A 15638-nucleotide genomic window follows, 5' to 3' on the forward strand; every position below is an offset into this window, starting at 1 on the left:
AAATATTTGTGATTAAGGTGATGCTGAGTTTGGACTCTGTCCTAGTCTACAGATACAAAAAAGGCCCCACGATGTGGAGCCTAAAGCAAATCAAAACAATGGTGCCTCGTAATGATTATGTTGTCAGCGCTAGAATAGCACCAGGCAAAATAATGAACACAGACATGAGGTAACCACCGACCACGGCTTTGTTCTTAATGGCCATTTCCGAAATCATTTCTGCTCCTTTCAATGGAAGTTCACGCAAGAATGGAATCCCAAAGATAAACAGTGTTGCAGTAATGTTGAAGACGAGGTGAACTAACGCAATTTGTAGTGCAAATACCGCAAACTCTCCAGAAACCGCCGTCGCTGCAAGTAGGGCAGTGATACAAGTACCAATGTTCGCACCCAGTGTGAATGGGTAAATATCACGTACTTTCAGCACTCCAGTACCAACAAGAGGAACCATCAAGCTGGTGGTGGTGGAAGAAGATTGTACGAGTACTGTAACGATAGAGCCAGAAACGATGCCGTGGATAGGACCACGACCAATGGCATTCTTTAAGATCTCACGAGCACGACCTACCATTAGGCTTTTCATCAGCTTACCCATGACGGTAATCGCTACAAAGATGGTGGCTATACCAAGGATGATCAGCGTGATCCCACCAACGGTGTCCCCGAACGCACCAAGCGGTTCTTTGATGGCACTTACAACCGGTTTTGTCATTGGTTTAACAAAGTTAAAGCCTTTAAGACTCATGTCGCCCGTGGCAAGTAAAGGTGAAACTAGCCAATGAGAAATCTTTTCTAAGAAGCCGAACATAAGCTCCAAAGGAAGAAAGATAGCTACTGCAAGTAAATTGAAGAAGTCATGGATGGTTGCGCTAGCAAAAGCGCGTTTAAACTCTTCTTTACAACGAACGTGACCCAAAGAGACCAGCGTGTTGGTGACCGTTGTGCCAATGTTCGCACCCATTACCATGGGAATGGCGGTTTCTACGGGTAACCCACCTGCCACTAAGCCGACAATAATCGACGTCACCGTACTAGAAGATTGTATTAACGCGGTCGCTACCAGACCGATCATAAGGCCTGCTATTGGATGGGATGCAAATTCAAACAATACTTTTGCTTGATCGCCCGTTGCCCACTTGAAGCCGCTACCAACCATAGATACAGCTAGAAGAAGCAAGTACAACATGAATGCCAAGTTAGCCCAGCGCAACCAACGAGTTGTACTCGATATTGGCGCTACTGTTGAAGTCGCTTGGTTCATCATAATTTTCTCCGGGACCTTTCAGTTCGTGTTTGGTCTGTAGTTGAAACTGATGGCGATGTTAGAGAAGAAATATTTCAGTAATATGACAGTTGTGTGGCATGGTAAGTTTTTTATTGTCACTTTTAACATTTATTATTTTGGTGATGTGCGTAGCTATTTAACTGTTTGTTTTTTAATTATTTATTTTTATTTCATCTAAGGTGAGGCCCTCTGTTGAGAATGTAAATATATGTTGTTCTCCCACTTATATGACATTGTGAATATTATTTATTCGGTAAAACTTACTTTTTCCTAGTCTTGAGTATGGTATTGCCGAATTTATTGTTTATCTCTGTCACATTTGGTATAAAAACATGGCTGATTTTAAGGGATCGACCATGTCACACCTAAACTATAACCACCTCTATTACTTTTGGATGGTCTGCAAGCAAGGCTCTGTCACTAAAGCTGCTGATGCGCTCTTTCTTACTCCTCAAACGGTCACCGGCCAGATAAAAGCACTTGAAGAGCGAATGAAAGGAAAGTTGACCAAGCGTAATGGGCGAACCGTGGAGCCTACCGAACTAGGTCAATTAGTGTATAAGTATGCAGACCGTATGTTTGGCTTGAGTTATGAAATGTTGGATATCGTGAACTACAGCCAACAAGCCAATATTTTGTTTGAAGTGGGTGTAGCTGATGCACTGTCGAAACGTTTGGTCAGTAAAGTGTTGATGACGACAGTGCCGGAAGATAACAGTATTCATCTGCGATGTTATGAATCGACCCACGAACTTTTGTTGGAAAAGTTATCTCAGCACAAATTGGATATGATCTTATCTGACTGTCCCGTCGATTCAACGCAAAGCCCAGGCTTATATAGTAAGAAGCTTGGAGAGTGCAGTATGAGCTTTTTTGCTTCTAGTGATATTGAAGGCGTTCGCTTACCCGAAGTTCTACAGCAGAAAAAATTGTTACTCCCTGCGAGTCAAACCGCAATGGGGCGTAAAATTATTCAGTGGTTTGATCGTCAAGGCATTCAGCCTAATGTGCTGGGAGAATTTGATGACGTTGCTTTAATGAAAGCCTTTGCTCGATATCACGATGACGTGATTTTCTTGGCGCCGACGGTCTACATGTCCGAAATCGGAGATGATCGGAATTTTAAACTCATTAGCCAATTAGATGATTTAAAAGAAGAGTATTATGTCATTTTCGCCGAGAGAATGATCCAGCATCCAGCAGTAAAAAATGTTTGTGATGCGGATTTTAGTCAAATGTTTGAATAAACACGTATCGCCATGCAAGCAAATAGATTACTATCGACAAAAATGTAAACCTAAATGATACGCAACTTAATCTGTGTAACTCAACAAGCTTGCCATGGTTGCATTAAGTAAGTTGTAGTTAGAGGTTCAACACATGAATTTACAAGATATGGAGAAAAACTCCGCCAATGCTGTCGTGTTGCTCAAAGCGATGGCCAACGAAAGACGCCTACAAATTCTTTGCATGCTGCACAACCAAGAGCTTTCTGTCGGTGAGCTGTGTGCCAAACTTGAACTCAGTCAATCAGCATTGTCGCAGCATCTCGCTTGGTTGCGTCGTGATGAGTTAGTTGCCACAAGAAAGCAAGCACAAACGGTGTACTACACATTAAAAAGTGATGAAGTAAAGGCGTTAATAAAAACGCTTCATGCCCTTTATTGTGAGTAATTGTGCTAATCACGCCAATTTAGATGTTCGTATAGCAGATAAAGGAAAAGCTGGCAGTGCCAGCTTTTTTATTAAAATTTCAGGTATAAAAAAACCGACATAAAGTCGGTTTTTTCTTCTCTGTAAAATCGAGACTCTATTAAAGAGCTTTGATTTGTGCAGAGAAACGAGACTTATGGCGAGCTGCTTTATTCTTATGAATAAGGCCTTTAGTTGCCATGCGGTCTAGGATAGGTGTAACTACAGCGAATGCAGCAGTTGCAGCTTCTTTGTCGCCTGCTTCGATAGCAGCAACAGTTTTCTTCATGTAAGTACGCATCATTGAGCGACGGCTAGCATTGTGCTGACGACGTTTCTCAGCTTGGATAGCGCGCTTCTTAGCAGATTTACTATTTGCCAAGGGTCTAACTCCCAAAAACTTAGTTCTGTGACAATTTAAGGGCGAGGAATATCCCTCATTTGCGCTTAAATGTCAAATGATTTGTGCAAAAACCGTTCTAACTCAAAACAAGTTTTGGTAAGAAAGGTCATCGCGGTTAAGATGGCGGGGATTCTAACAGCATTTTTATACCAATGCTAATAATTATCCGTTTAGAACTAACAATAAGCGGATATATTTTTGACGTCTATTTACAGCCCCTAAAAGCGAATCGGCATAGAGTGGGATGTATGATAGTGATATTCCGAGGTTACAGTGAGTAAACGACTGCTCAAGTCTGGCATGATTGTCAGTGCTATGACGCTAATTTCCCGCGTTCTAGGTTTAGTTCGCGATGTAGTAGTGGCAAATTTAATGGGGGCAGGGGCGAGCGCAGACGTCTTTTTCTTTGCCAACAAAATTCCCAATTTTTTACGACGCTTGTTTGCTGAAGGTGCTTTTTCGCAAGCGTTTGTGCCTGTCTTGACTGAAAGCCATGCACAGGGGGACATGGATAAAACCCGTGAGCTTATTGCTCGTGCTGCGGGGACGCTTGGTGTGATTGTCTCTGTGGTGACGCTGCTAGGTATACTTGGTTCGGGTGTCGTTACGGCATTGTTTGGTTTTGGTTGGTTTTTGAACTGGATGCATGGCGAACCTGGTGCTGAAAAATTTGAATTGGCCAGTTTGTTACTCAAAATTACCTTTCCTTATTTATGGTTTATCACCTTTGTTGCGTTGTCGGGTGCCATTCTCAATACGCTGGGTAAGTTTGCGGTTTCCTCGTTTACCCCTGTATTCTTAAATGTGATGATCATTTTGTCTGCTTGGTTCATTTCACCACAGCTGACCCAACCCGAAATCGGCCTCGCGATAGGTGTCTTTTTAGGTGGCTTGGTTCAGTTTTTGTTCCAGGTGCCTTTTCTTATCAAAGCTGGAGTCATGGTGAAGCCGAAGTGGGGCTGGCGAGATCCTGGCGTTGTGAAAATTCGCACACTTATGCTTCCCGCGCTGTTTGGGGTTTCTGTTAGTCAAATTAACTTGCTTTTCGACACCTTTATTGCCAGCTTTCTGCAAACCGGTTCAATCAGTTGGCTTTATTATTCGGATCGTTTATTAGAGTTTCCTTTAGGGCTCTTTGGGATCGCGATTGCGACGGTGATTCTTCCTGCACTTTCTCGGAAACACGTCGACGCCCATAGCGAAGGTTTCTCTCAAACTATGGACTGGGGGATTCGGATGGTGATCTTATTAGGCATTCCCGCAATGTTGGGGCTAATGGTGTTAGCTAAGCCCATGCTGATGGTGCTGTTTATGCGCGGCGAATTCTCGCCACAGGACGTACATCAGGCCTCATTGTCTTTATTAGCTTATGCTTCTGGTCTTTTAAATTTCATGCTAATCAAAGTATTAGCTCCCGGCTATTACTCTCGTCAAGATACGAAAACTCCGGTTAAGTTTGGCATCATTGCGATGGTGACTAACATGGTGTTTAACGCTATTTTTGCTTACTTCTACGGTTATGTCGGATTAGCGATGGCTACAGCTTTGTCTGCCTTTGTCAATATGGCATTGTTGTACCGAGGCCTTCACTTAGCAGGAGTGTATCAAGTGACTAAACGGACGGTCGTATTTATCGCTCGTTTGATGGTTGCGGGAGCTGCAATGGTTACGGCAATTTTATGGCAGCTCGAAGATATGTCGGTCTGGCTTGATTGGAGTTTTGCTTATCGTAGTGGCATGTTAGCGATGTTGATTGGCTTAGGCGCTGCGGTTTATCTTGCGATGATATTTATCCTTGGCGTACGCTTAAAAGACCTAAAAGCTGGGACAGAGTAAGGGTGAGTAGTATATAATCCGTCAGTTTCACACAGTGCAAAGTAAAAACAGAGGCAGATAGCAGTATCCAATGGAATTGATCAGAGGCATTCACAATCTCACATCGCGTCACAATGGGTGTGTTCTGACGATCGGCAATTTCGATGGTGTGCATAGAGGCCATCAGCAAGTATTGCTGCAAGTGTCTGAGCAAGCAAAGGTACTTTATTTACCTTCGGTTGTGATGACCTTTGAACCTCAACCGATGGAGCTGTTTGCTAAAGACAAAGCACCAGCAAGGTTAACGCGCCTACGCGATAAGTTTGTTCAATTGAGTAAGCTTGATATTGATCGTTTGCTGTGTGTTAACTTTAACCATCACTTTGCCAGTTTGACTGCGGAAGAATTTATCCGTGACTTGTTGGTCGAGCGTTTGGGTGTTAAGTTTCTTGTTGTTGGTGATGATTTCTGCTTTGGCAAAGGCCGAACAGGGAATTTTTCCATGTTACAAGAAGCAGGGAAAAAGTACGGCTTTGAAGTCGTCAGTACCCAAAGTTTTTGCTTACAGCAACTAAGGGTCAGCAGCACCGCAATTCGAGAGGCGCTGGCTCATGATGATTTGCATTCCGCTCATAAGATGCTGGGTAGAAATTACAGCATTAGCGGACGTGTTTCTCATGGAAGAAAGCTTGGAAGAACCATCGGTTTCCCCACGGCTAATATTCCTTTGAAGCGCACTGTTTCTCCGGTTTCCGGAGTTTATGTTGTTCAAGTGCTTGGATTGGGAGAAAAGCCAATCGGTGGCGTGGCTAACATTGGTCAAAGACCCACTGTTAATGGTGTCCGCCAACAATTAGAAGTGCACTTATTTGACTTTCATGCCAATTTGTATGGAAAACAATTAGAAGTGGAGCTTTTGCACAAACTTCGACCTGAACATAAGTTTGAGTCGTTCGAAGCACTTAAGCAACAAATCGAATTGGATGCTGAGGCAGCAAGGGTGTGGCTGCATCAGCTTAAGCGTTGAACGGTTTATTCCACCGTTCAATATAATGTCTAATTTTCGCCCAATATAACGGAATTAAGAATCGATGAGTGAGTATAAAGATACCCTGAATTTACCTGAAACAGGGTTTCCAATGCGCGGCAATCTGGCGAATCGTGAACCAGAAATGCTAAAGCGTTGGTACAAAGAAGATCTTTACGGTGAAATCCGTAAAGCTAAAAAAGGCAAAAAGTCATTCGTGTTGCACGATGGCCCTCCTTATGCAAATGGTGACATTCACATTGGTCACGCACTAAACAAGATTCTTAAAGACATTATTATTAAATCCAAAACACTTTCAGGTTTTGACGCACCATATATTCCTGGTTGGGACTGTCACGGTCTGCCTATTGAGTTAATGGTAGAAAAGAAAGTCGGCAAGCCAGGCCAAAAAGTGACGGCAGCAGAATTCCGCGAGAAATGTCGCGAATACGCAGCAGGTCAGGTTGAAGGTCAGAAAGAGAGCTTCAAACGTCTTGGTATCATGGGTGAGTGGGATAAACCATACCGCACCATGGATTTTGCAACTGAAGCAAACATCATCCGTGCGCTTGGTAAAATCGCGAGCAACGGTCACCTACTAAAAGGTTTCAAACCTGTTCACTGGTGTACGGATTGTGGTTCAGCTCTTGCTGAAGCGGAAGTGGAATACAAAGATAAAGTCTCGCCATCTATCGATGTACGCTTTAAGACAGCGGACGAAGCTGCGCTTCTGTCTAAGTTTGAGCTGACTGAAGGCCATGAAGGTAAAGGTGATATCTCTATTGTCATCTGGACGACAACACCTTGGACGCTTCCTGCTAACCGTGCAGTTTGTCTACGTGATGATCTTGAATATGTACTTATCCAAGTTGAAGGCGAGCAACCTGAACGTATCATCGTTGCGGCTGAACTCGCCAAAGACGTCATGGATCGCGCGGGTATCGAGCACTTCCATAACCTTGGTTTTGCTAAAGGTGCGGATCTAGAACTTTCTCAGTTCCAACATCCATTCTACGACTTCACTGTTCCTGCGATCCTTGGCGATCACGTAACGACGGATTCAGGTACTGGTGTGGTTCATACGGCACCTGGTCACGGTCAGGAAGACTTTGCGGTTGGTAATAAATACAACCTAGAAGTGGCAAACCCAGTGGGTTCAAATGGTGTTTATCTACCAGACACTGAGCTATTTGCTGGTCAGCATGTATTCAAAGCCAATGATGCTGTGGTTGAAACGCTAAAAGAAAAAGGTGCGTTACTGCATCACCACGCTTACGAGCATAGCTACCCGCATTGTTGGCGTCATAAGACTCCAATCATCTTCCGCGCAACGCCTCAGTGGTTTGTATCAATGGACCAAGCAGGCCTACGTGCAAAAGCACTAGAAGCGATCAAAGGTGTTCAGTGGATGCCTGAGTGGGGGCAAAGCCGTATCGAAGGTATGATCGAAGGTCGCCCAGAGTGGTGTATCTCTCGTCAACGTACTTGGGGTGTGCCAATCGCTCTGTTTGTTCATAAAGAAACATCAGAACTTCATCCAAACACTCTAGAGCTGATTGAAAAAGTCGCGAAGTTGGTTGAAGAGAAAGGCATCCAAGCATGGTGGGATGTTGATGCCGCTGAGCTACTCGGTGCAGACGCAGACCAATACGAAAAAGTGCTTGATACACTAGACGTATGGTTCGACTCAGGTGTCACTCACTTCTCAGTGGTTGATGCACGTGAAGAGTACAACGGCAACAGCGCAGACCTATACTTAGAAGGTTCTGACCAACACCGTGGTTGGTTCCAGTCTTCGCTCATTTCATCTATTGCGATGAAAGACGAAGCTCCATACAAGCAAGTACTGACACACGGTTTCGTGGTTGATGGTCATGGCCGTAAGATGTCGAAATCGATCGGTAACGTGGTTGCGCCAAAAGACGTAACCAACAAGCTAGGCGCAGATATCTTGCGTTTGTGGGTTGCTTCTACTGACTACACTGGTGAAGTGGCGGTTTCTGATGAAATCCTAAAACGTAGTGCAGATGCATACCGTCGTATCCGTAATACCTCTCGCTTCTTCCTAGCCAACCTAAGTGGTTTCAACCCAGAAACGGATATTGTTCCTGCGGAAGAAATGGTTGCTCTGGATCGCTGGGCTGTAGGTCGAGCACTTGCTGCGCAAGAAGAGATCGTTAAAGCGTACGAAGAGTACAACACGCATGCCGTTATGCAGCGTCTAATGCACTTCTGCTCTATCGAAATGGGCTCTTTCTACCTCGATGTTATTAAAGACCGTCAGTACACAGCAAAACGTGGCGGCAACGCTCAACGCAGCTGTCAGACAGCGCTTTACTACATCGTCGAAGCGCTTGTTCGCTGGATGGCACCTATCATGTCATTTACTGCCGATGAAATCTGGAACGAAATGCCAGGTGAACGTGAGAAGTTTGTTTTCTGTGGCGAGTGGTTTGAAGGCCTGTTTGGTCTGGCAGAAGGTGAAGAGCTAAACAACGATTTCTGGAGCGAAATCCAGCATGTTCGTAGCGCGGTGAACAAACTGCTTGAAGCTGCTCGTTCTGAGAAAACCATTGGTGGCTCTCTACAGGCTGAGTTGACCTTATATGCAGATGATGCACTGGCTGCGAAAATTAGCAAGCTAGAAGATGAACTACGCTTTGTTCTACTTACTTCTTCTGCAACCGTGAAACCACTGAACGAGAAATCAGACGCGGCACAAGCAACGGACATTGACGGTCTGTTTGTCGAAGTGAAAGCAACTGAAGCTGAGAAGTGTGATCGTTGTTGGCACCACACGCCTGACGTAGGCACTATTGCGGGTCACGAGACAATCTGTGGTCGCTGTGTGTCAAACGTTGACGGAGAAGGCGAAGTTCGTAAGTTCGCGTAAATACTCGTTGTTGGTGTTGCAACTACACCAATAATCTAGGGTATTCACACATTGTGGAACATGTTAGCAATTATATAACCCCAGGACTTTCTGGGGTTATTTTTGTCTCCCAAACAGTGTCGCTGAGAGTTCTCCGTCTCATTCTGACAAGGATATAACGAATGAGTTGGGCTCATAGAGTAATAATGATCGATTATGCTCTGTATCCATGTTTGATCCATATTTGTGGAAATAACGATGTTTGCGGTGGGTTAGTTGATTTAAATAGGGCTAGTAATGAGTAATATTCCATTAAAACAATCCGGTGTACGTTGGCTGTGGCTAGCGATCGTAATTTTTTTGGCTGATATTGGCATCAAGTTCGTCGTGATGAACAACATGGGGTATGGCTGGGCAAATCGGATTGAGATACTGCCATTCTTTAACCTTCTGTATGTCCATAATTACGGTGCAGCTTTTAGTTTTTTGAGTGATCAAGAAGGTTGGCAGCGTTGGTTGTTTACCGCGATTGCCTTTATTGTTTCGGGGCTGTTGACTTACTGGATGAGTAAGCTTCCAGCGAAAGAAAAATGGAACAATATCGCCTATGCCATGATTATTGGTGGTGCAGTAGGTAATGTCTTCGATCGCGTGATTCACGGTTTTGTGGTGGATTACCTGGATTTCTATTGGGGGACTTACCACTGGCCCGCATTCAATCTTGCCGATATGGCCATTTGTGCGGGGGCGGCGATGATCATCCTGGATGGATTTCGTAAAAAAGAGTCGGATAAGTAAACCGCACCGACAATATTGAATAACCTTAGGCGTCGTCCGTTGATTCGTGCGGCGCTTTTTATTATGTTGGAGCGCACATCAAAGACCAATTCAAATGCGCTGAATTCGAACAAGGAAGCCGTAACGTGACAACAATAACCAAAGACTCTGTAGTAACACTGCATTTTACAATAAAAATGAAAGATGGTTCGGTAGCTGACAGTACGCATAACATGGGCAAACCAGCTAAATTTGTCATGGGTGATGGTAGCCTAAGCGAAAACTTTGAGCAGTGCCTGATCGGTTTGCCAACAGGTGAACAAAGAGCGATTGAGTTAAAAGCCGAAGACGCATTTGGCATGCCGAATCCCGATCATATCCATCATATGGATCGCACCAAATTTGTTGGTGACGCGGAAGTAGAGGTCGGTACTATCATGGCATTTAGCGGTCCGGATGGGATGGAAATTCCCGGTATAATTACTGAAATCGCGGGTGATTCTGTGACCGTAGATTTTAACCATCCCTTAGCAGCGCAAGACGTGACTTTCGAAGTTGAGATTTTGTCAGTAGAATAGCGAACCCAATTAAAGATAATTTCCATGAGCAATGAAATGAAAATCCTATTAGCTAACCCGCGCGGTTTTTGTGCAGGTGTTGACCGTGCGATTAGCATCGTAGAACGTGCGCTAGAGATGTATCAACCGCCGATTTATGTCCGTCATGAAGTGGTGCACAACCGTTTTGTGGTTGAAGGGCTAAAACAACGCGGTGCGATTTTTGTGGAAGAGTTGCACGAAGTACCTGATAACAACATTGTGATTTTTTCTGCTCATGGTGTCTCACAAGCCGTGCGACAAGAAGCGAAACAGCGCGATTTAACCGTATTCGACGCGACGTGTCCATTGGTAACAAAAGTGCATATGGAAGTGGCGCGAGCAAGCCGTCGCAACATGGAAGTCGTATTGATTGGCCATGCCGGACACCCAGAAGTAGAAGGCACGATGGGGCAATACTCCAGTGAAACGGGTGGCATGTACCTGGTAGAAACGCCCGCCGATGTAGAGAAGCTAAAAAATATCGTAAAAGATCCGTCAGAGCTTCACTACGTAAGCCAGACAACGCTCTCTGTGGATGAAACCGCCGATGTTATCGATGAACTACGCCGTGTATTCCCTGATATTCAAGGGCCGCGTAAAGACGATATCTGCTACGCGACACAAAACCGTCAAGATGCCGTGCGTGAGTTAGCAAGCGATGTGGATGTGATGGTTGTCGTTGGCTCGAAGAACTCGTCTAACTCAACACGCTTGAAAGAGCTGGCTGAGAAGCTGGGGACTCCTGGTTATCTAACTGACTGCCCTGAAGATATCAAACCAGAATGGTTTGAAGGCAAAACCAAAGTAGGGGTCACCGCAGGCGCTTCCGCACCGGAAGAGTTGGTGAACCAAATCCTTGAGCGTATTAAAGAGATGGTTGGCGCGCGTGCGGTTGATGAGGTATTAGGCCGTGAAGAGAACATGTTTTTTGAAGTGCCCAAAGAGTTGCAAATCAAGCAAGTTGACTAATACGAATCAGCAAAAGGCGACCTCCGGGTCGCCTTTTTACTTTTTGGTTGTTAGAGCCTAGAGACTAATACCCAGCAGCTCTTTGAGTACTTTCAGGTAACGACGGCTCACTGGGATTTCAAATCCCGTTGTCGTGATGATCTCCGCTAAGCCGTTTTCTAATAATTTGATTTCACTAATGGCTTTGATGCTGACCAAGTACTGACGGTGGCAACGAACGAGTAAGGTTTTTTCTTCAATGGTCTTAAGGGTTAATTGTGTGCTGGCGGTTTGAGTCGCAGAGCGAACATGTACACCACTGATATCACTGTACGCGCATTCAACCGTATCGGTTGACATGATGACGATACGGTTATGGCCAATGCATGGGATTTGATCTAACGTCTCCGGTACAAGAGCGGAAAACTGTTGGGTCAATGCGGATTGATTGATGTTTTTGTGCAGACGCTTCACCGTTTTATTTAAACGTGAAGGGTCGACGGGCTTGAGTAAGTAATCAAAAGCATTATCTTCGAAAGCTTGAATCGCATACTGATCATACGCGGTAACAAACACTACATAAGGCATGGTCTCGGGGTCAAGCATACCGAGTAACTCGATCCCTGTGACCTGAGGCATTTGAATGTCCAAAAACACGACGTCAGGCTTGAGTTCATTGATTTTCTTCAAGCCTAAAATCGCATTTGATGCGTCACCAATGACGTCGACTTGACCAGTTTCAGCTAATAACTCTGACAGTTCTTCACGAGCAAACTGTTCATCATCAATGACGAGTGCGGTTAACATCTGATACTACCTTTTACTTGAGCGTTTAAGTTTTCGCAGGAATGATAAAGCTCATTTTAGTAAATTGATGCTTCTCACTGGTAATTTTTAGCGCTGAGTCACGCCCAAATTGATTAGTCAGTCGTTTATCAACGATTTCCAATCCTAGACCAGAGTGGTCCTCTTTTGGTGGTTCAAAGCTGCCTGCGTTGTCTTCCACTGTGATCTGATGGCCTTCGGGAGTCGGATGGCTGTATATTTTTACTTTACCACCTTCCAACATGTTTGAGATGCCGTGTTTAATGGCGTTCTCTACCAAGGGCTGCAGTGTAAAGCTTGGCAACTTGATGTCCAGTAATTCTGGCTCAATGTTTATTTCAACTTCTAGTCGGTCGGTAAAGCGCGCTTTTTCTATGCTCAGATACGAGTTCACATGGGCGAGTTCTTCTTTTAATGTCACTGTATTGATGTTTTGTTTTAAGTTGCTACGGAAGAAGTGCGATAAGTTTTGTATAAGCTCACGTGCTTTGTCTGGATCGCGACGAGTGATGGCACTGATGGTATTGAGCGCATTGAATAGAAAGTGTGGGTTGACCTGAGCATGCAGTAGCTTAATTTCGGCTTGTGCGAGTAAAGCTTGTTGTTGCTGGTAGTCGCCATATAAGATCTGGCTCGAGAGCAACTGGGCGATCCCTTCTCCCATCGACTTATTGACTGTTGAAAACAGTTTTCTCTTGGGTTCATAGAGTTTGATGGTACCGATGACGGTATCGCCCGCACGAAGGGGAATAATCAGTGCGGAGCCTAATTTACAGTCTCTCGCTAGTGAACATTGGTAAGGACGTTCTGTGCCATCAAGATAAATGATGTCGTTTTGCTCCATCGAGTCCAAAGTACTTTGCGATGAAATCGGTGTGTTGGGTTTATGGTGATCGTCTCCGATACCAACAAACGCTAAAATCTTCTCTTTGTCCGTGATAGCAACAGCGCCTACATTGGTTTCTTCATAAATAATGCGTGCGATTTTCTTTGCGTTTTCGGTATTGAAGCCATTACTTATTATACCCACGGAGCGATCAGCAATAGTTAATGCCCTACGGGAGAAGGTGGCGGAGTATTTTTCAAAAATCGTTTTACGGTCTTGTAGAATGCTCATAAAGAGCGCAGCGCCGAACGAGTTAGCAATGATCATCGGTGCTGCAATGGCCGACACTAACTCATAAGCTTGATCAAACGGTTTTGCCACTGCCAGTAATAGAAGCATTTGCACGATTTCTGCAACGAACGTCACGCTGAATACCACGCTCGGGTTAAACAATACCGCTCCCTTATTACGCTTGGTGAGATAGACATGCAGCAAGCCGCCGATCACACCTTCTGCGGTCGTTGAGATAGCGCAAGCGAGATCAGTAAAACCGCCCAGTGAATAGCGGTGAATACCACCAGTGAAGCCAACTGCAAAGCCAACAACTGGCCCGCCGAATAGCCCACCCATAACCGCACCAATCGCCCGGGTATTGGCGATAGCATCGTTGATGTGCAAACCAAAATAGGTGCCGAGAATACAAAAGCCAGAAAAGAGTACATAACAAATTAAGCGATGACTAAGACGAGACGAAATACTGAGCAACGGTAAGATAATCGGGGTTTTACTCAGCATGTAAGCCAGTACCAAGTACACACACATTTGTTGCAATAGAGAAATAATCAGTTCCATAGCGAACCTAACCTAAAATGAATGCTGTTATTGTATACCTAAATACCCTCAGAGTTTTGTTCACTTTTTAAGGTCACTTAGGTATAAAACCAGTCACTTAGATATCAAACAAAAAGAGCCTGCAATGAGCAGGCTCTTGGTCTCAATCAGTCAATCATTGAGAATGATTTAAGCAGTTTCTGAAACCGCTTGTGGTTTCTCTTCGTCTGCCAGTTCCGTTTCGCCTTTCCCTTTCGAGATTTTAATTACATAAGCCGTTACTGCTAGTGAGAAGATGATACCTGCAATGGTTGACACTTGCATCGGCAGACCAAAACCTAGTGAACTGTTGTTCAAAATGAAGGTTGCACACACGGTGGTCATGAACATCGCTGGAACTGTGGTAATCCAGTGCAGTTTGTTGTGGCGTAGTAGGTAAGCCGACGCTGTCCAAAGCATCATTACCGCTGTGGTTTGGTTGGCAAAACCGAAGTAACGCCAGATGACACCGAAGTCTACTTGAGTCAGGATGCCACCGATAACGAACAATGGAAGAGCCATTAGTAGGCGGTTACGGAGTGTTTTCTGTTCCATGTTGAAGTATTCAGCAAGAATCAGACGGCTTGAGCGGAACGCAGTGTCACCTGAAGTAATCGGTAGGATAACCACACCTAGGAACGCGATGATACCGCCGAATACTCCAAGTAGACCGAATGATGCGCTATAAACCACATTTCCAGGACCACCGTTAGCCACGGCTGCTTGAAGACCTTCTAGTGAATCGAAGAAAGACAGAGCGATTGCACACCAGATTAGCGCGATAATACCTTCACCAATCATTGCACCGAAGAATACAAAGCGACCGTTTTTCTCGTTTTCCATGCAACGCGCCATCAGTGGGGACTGAGTTGCGTGGAAGCCAGAGATTGCACCACATGCGATAGTGATGAACAGTGCAGGCCATAGCGGCATATCATTTGGGTTGAGGTTAGACAGCATGTCTGACACCTGGAAATCACCCATGACAGTGTGCTCACTAGAGAAGGCAACCGCCGTCATTAGGCCAACAGACATGAAGATTAATAGCGCGCCAAACAGTGGGTAAAAGCGGCCGATGATTTTATCTACAGGAACGATAGTTGCGATGATGTAGTAAGCAAAAATCGCAATAACCATCGTTGTCATGCTGACGCTTAGGCTAGTTTGATCGTTGATTAGGTTGGTGATCATGCCAGCAGGCGCGGATACGAATACCACACCAACAAGAAGCAGCAGAACAATGGCAAAGATGTTCATAAAGTGTTTTGCGCCATTGCCTAAGTAACGACCCGTAATGGTTGGGACAGAGGCTCCACCGTTACGAACTGAAAGCATACCAGAGAAGTAATCGTGGACTGCGCCAGCAAAGATACAACCAACGACAATCCACAACATTGCTGCTGGACCGTAAAGTGCACCCATGATTGGGCCAAAGATTGGGCCTACGCCAGCGATATTAAGTAGCTGAACGAGGTAAACTTTTTTGGTTGACATTGGAACGTAGTCAACACCATCTGCTTTAGTATGAGCAGGTGTTTGGCGTTTTTCATTAATGCCGAAGATTTTCTCAACGAAAGCGCCGTAGATGAAGTATCCGCCGATGAGGGCTGCGACACAGGTTAGAAACCACATCATAGCAATTGTCCTTGTTCTGTAGGGTAGGGTAATTGTTTTAATTTCAGAATGCATAATATTCTCA

At 44.8% G+C, this 15638-nt stretch carries 13 protein-coding genes; 8 read left to right on the forward strand and 5 right to left on the reverse strand.

The window, feature by feature from the left end; all coding sequences use genetic code 11:
• Positions 1 to 115 precede the first annotated feature (115 nt).
• Positions 116 to 1261, reverse strand: coding sequence for a Na/Pi symporter (locus tag ONE56_RS02320; RefSeq protein WP_041157011.1), 1146 nt, complete (start codon positions 1259 to 1261; stop codon positions 116 to 118).
• A 380-nt stretch (positions 1262 to 1641) separates the two neighbouring features.
• On the opposite strand from ONE56_RS02320, the gene nhaR reads away from it, so the two are divergent.
• Together nhaR and ONE56_RS02330 are read left to right on the forward strand one after the other, a co-directional pair.
• Positions 1642 to 2532, forward strand: coding sequence for a transcriptional activator NhaR (gene nhaR / locus ONE56_RS02325; protein ID WP_041156976.1), 891 nt, complete (start codon positions 1642 to 1644; stop codon positions 2530 to 2532).
• Between the two features lie 133 nt (positions 2533 to 2665).
• Entirely contained in the window at positions 2666 to 2959 is a 294-nt protein-coding gene (locus ONE56_RS02330; RefSeq protein WP_041156977.1) for an ArsR/SmtB family transcription factor, read from the forward strand.
• A 139-nt stretch (positions 2960 to 3098) separates the two neighbouring features.
• Here the strand turns inward: ONE56_RS02330 and rpsT are convergent, their stop codons facing one another.
• Positions 3099 to 3359: a 30S ribosomal protein S20 gene (gene rpsT, locus ONE56_RS02335; RefSeq protein WP_041156978.1), complete on the reverse strand. Its 261-nt coding sequence runs from the start codon at positions 3357 to 3359 to the stop codon at positions 3099 to 3101.
• Positions 3360 to 3653: 294 nt separating this feature from the next.
• On the opposite strand from rpsT, the gene murJ reads away from it, so the two are divergent.
• The 6 genes from murJ to ispH all read left to right on the forward strand — a co-directional run bounded on the left by murJ (position 3654) and on the right by ispH (position 11439).
• Positions 3654 to 5216 (forward strand): murein biosynthesis integral membrane protein MurJ, encoded by a 1563-nt coding sequence (gene murJ / locus ONE56_RS02340; protein ID WP_331438071.1) that lies wholly within the window; start codon positions 3654 to 3656, stop codon positions 5214 to 5216.
• 70 nt (positions 5217 to 5286) lie between these two features.
• Positions 5287 to 6222, forward strand: a complete 936-nt coding sequence (gene ribF, locus ONE56_RS02345) for a bifunctional riboflavin kinase/FAD synthetase (RefSeq protein ID WP_423840187.1) — start codon at positions 5287 to 5289, stop codon at positions 6220 to 6222.
• A 64-nt stretch (positions 6223 to 6286) separates the two neighbouring features.
• A complete protein-coding gene (gene ileS, locus ONE56_RS02350) occupies positions 6287 to 9115 on the forward strand; it encodes an isoleucine--tRNA ligase (RefSeq protein ID WP_423840188.1) in 2829 nt (942 codons plus the stop codon).
• Between the two features lie 276 nt (positions 9116 to 9391).
• On the forward strand, positions 9392 to 9892 hold the full coding sequence (gene lspA / locus ONE56_RS02355; RefSeq protein WP_041156981.1) for a signal peptidase II: 501 nt from the start codon (positions 9392 to 9394) through the stop codon (positions 9890 to 9892).
• 125 nt (positions 9893 to 10017) lie between these two features.
• Positions 10018 to 10449, forward strand: coding sequence for an FKBP-type peptidyl-prolyl cis-trans isomerase (gene fkpB, locus ONE56_RS02360; RefSeq protein ID WP_423840189.1), 432 nt, complete (start codon positions 10018 to 10020; stop codon positions 10447 to 10449).
• A 24-nt stretch (positions 10450 to 10473) separates the two neighbouring features.
• Entirely contained in the window at positions 10474 to 11439 is a 966-nt protein-coding gene (gene ispH, locus ONE56_RS02365; RefSeq protein WP_423840190.1) for a 4-hydroxy-3-methylbut-2-enyl diphosphate reductase, read from the forward strand.
• Between the two features lie 57 nt (positions 11440 to 11496).
• Here ispH and btsR read toward each other — a convergent pair whose 3' ends face one another.
• The 3 genes from btsR to ONE56_RS02380 all read right to left on the reverse strand — a co-directional run bounded on the left by btsR (position 11497) and on the right by ONE56_RS02380 (position 15574).
• The gene (btsR, locus tag ONE56_RS02370) at positions 11497 to 12225 is read right to left on the reverse strand and encodes a two-component system response regulator BtsR (RefSeq protein WP_041156984.1); all 729 of its coding nucleotides are present in this window, start codon (positions 12223 to 12225) and stop codon (positions 11497 to 11499) included.
• A 25-nt stretch (positions 12226 to 12250) separates the two neighbouring features.
• A complete protein-coding gene (locus ONE56_RS02375; RefSeq protein WP_331438068.1) occupies positions 12251 to 13921 on the reverse strand; it encodes a sensor histidine kinase in 1671 nt (556 codons plus the stop codon).
• 168 nt (positions 13922 to 14089) lie between these two features.
• Positions 14090 to 15574 carry a carbon starvation CstA family protein gene (locus tag ONE56_RS02380; RefSeq protein WP_041156986.1) on the reverse strand — a complete coding sequence of 495 codons (1485 nt, stop codon included), beginning with the start codon at positions 15572 to 15574 and terminating at the stop codon, positions 14090 to 14092.
• Positions 15575 to 15638 lie beyond the last annotated feature (64 nt).

This window comes from Vibrio mytili, from assembly GCF_049563345.1.
GTDB classification, from domain to species: domain Bacteria; phylum Pseudomonadota; class Gammaproteobacteria; order Enterobacterales; family Vibrionaceae; genus Vibrio; species Vibrio mytili.

Bases quoted from the DNA above. Each gene is read 5' to 3' on its own strand.
- ONE56_RS02380 (WP_041156986.1), bottom strand. From the start codon at position 15,574: ATGATGTGGTTTCTAACCTGTGTCGCAGCCCTCATCGGCGGATACTTC.
- nhaR (WP_041156976.1), top strand. From the start codon at position 1,642: ATGTCACACCTAAACTATAACCACCTCTATTACTTTTGGATGGTCTGC.
- ispH (WP_423840190.1), top strand. From the start codon at position 10,474: ATGAGCAATGAAATGAAAATCCTATTAGCTAACCCGCGCGGTTTTTGT.
- ribF (WP_423840187.1), top strand. From the start codon at position 5,287: ATGGAATTGATCAGAGGCATTCACAATCTCACATCGCGTCACAATGGG.
- lspA (WP_041156981.1), top strand. From the start codon at position 9,392: ATGAGTAATATTCCATTAAAACAATCCGGTGTACGTTGGCTGTGGCTA.
- ONE56_RS02375 (WP_331438068.1), bottom strand. From the start codon at position 13,921: ATGGAACTGATTATTTCTCTATTGCAACAAATGTGTGTGTACTTGGTA.
- btsR (WP_041156984.1), bottom strand. From the start codon at position 12,225: ATGTTAACCGCACTCGTCATTGATGATGAACAGTTTGCTCGTGAAGAA.
- ONE56_RS02320 (WP_041157011.1), bottom strand. From the start codon at position 1,261: ATGAACCAAGCGACTTCAACAGTAGCGCCAATATCGAGTACAACTCGT.
- ileS (WP_423840188.1), top strand. From the start codon at position 6,287: ATGAGTGAGTATAAAGATACCCTGAATTTACCTGAAACAGGGTTTCCA.
- ONE56_RS02330 (WP_041156977.1), top strand. From the start codon at position 2,666: ATGAATTTACAAGATATGGAGAAAAACTCCGCCAATGCTGTCGTGTTG.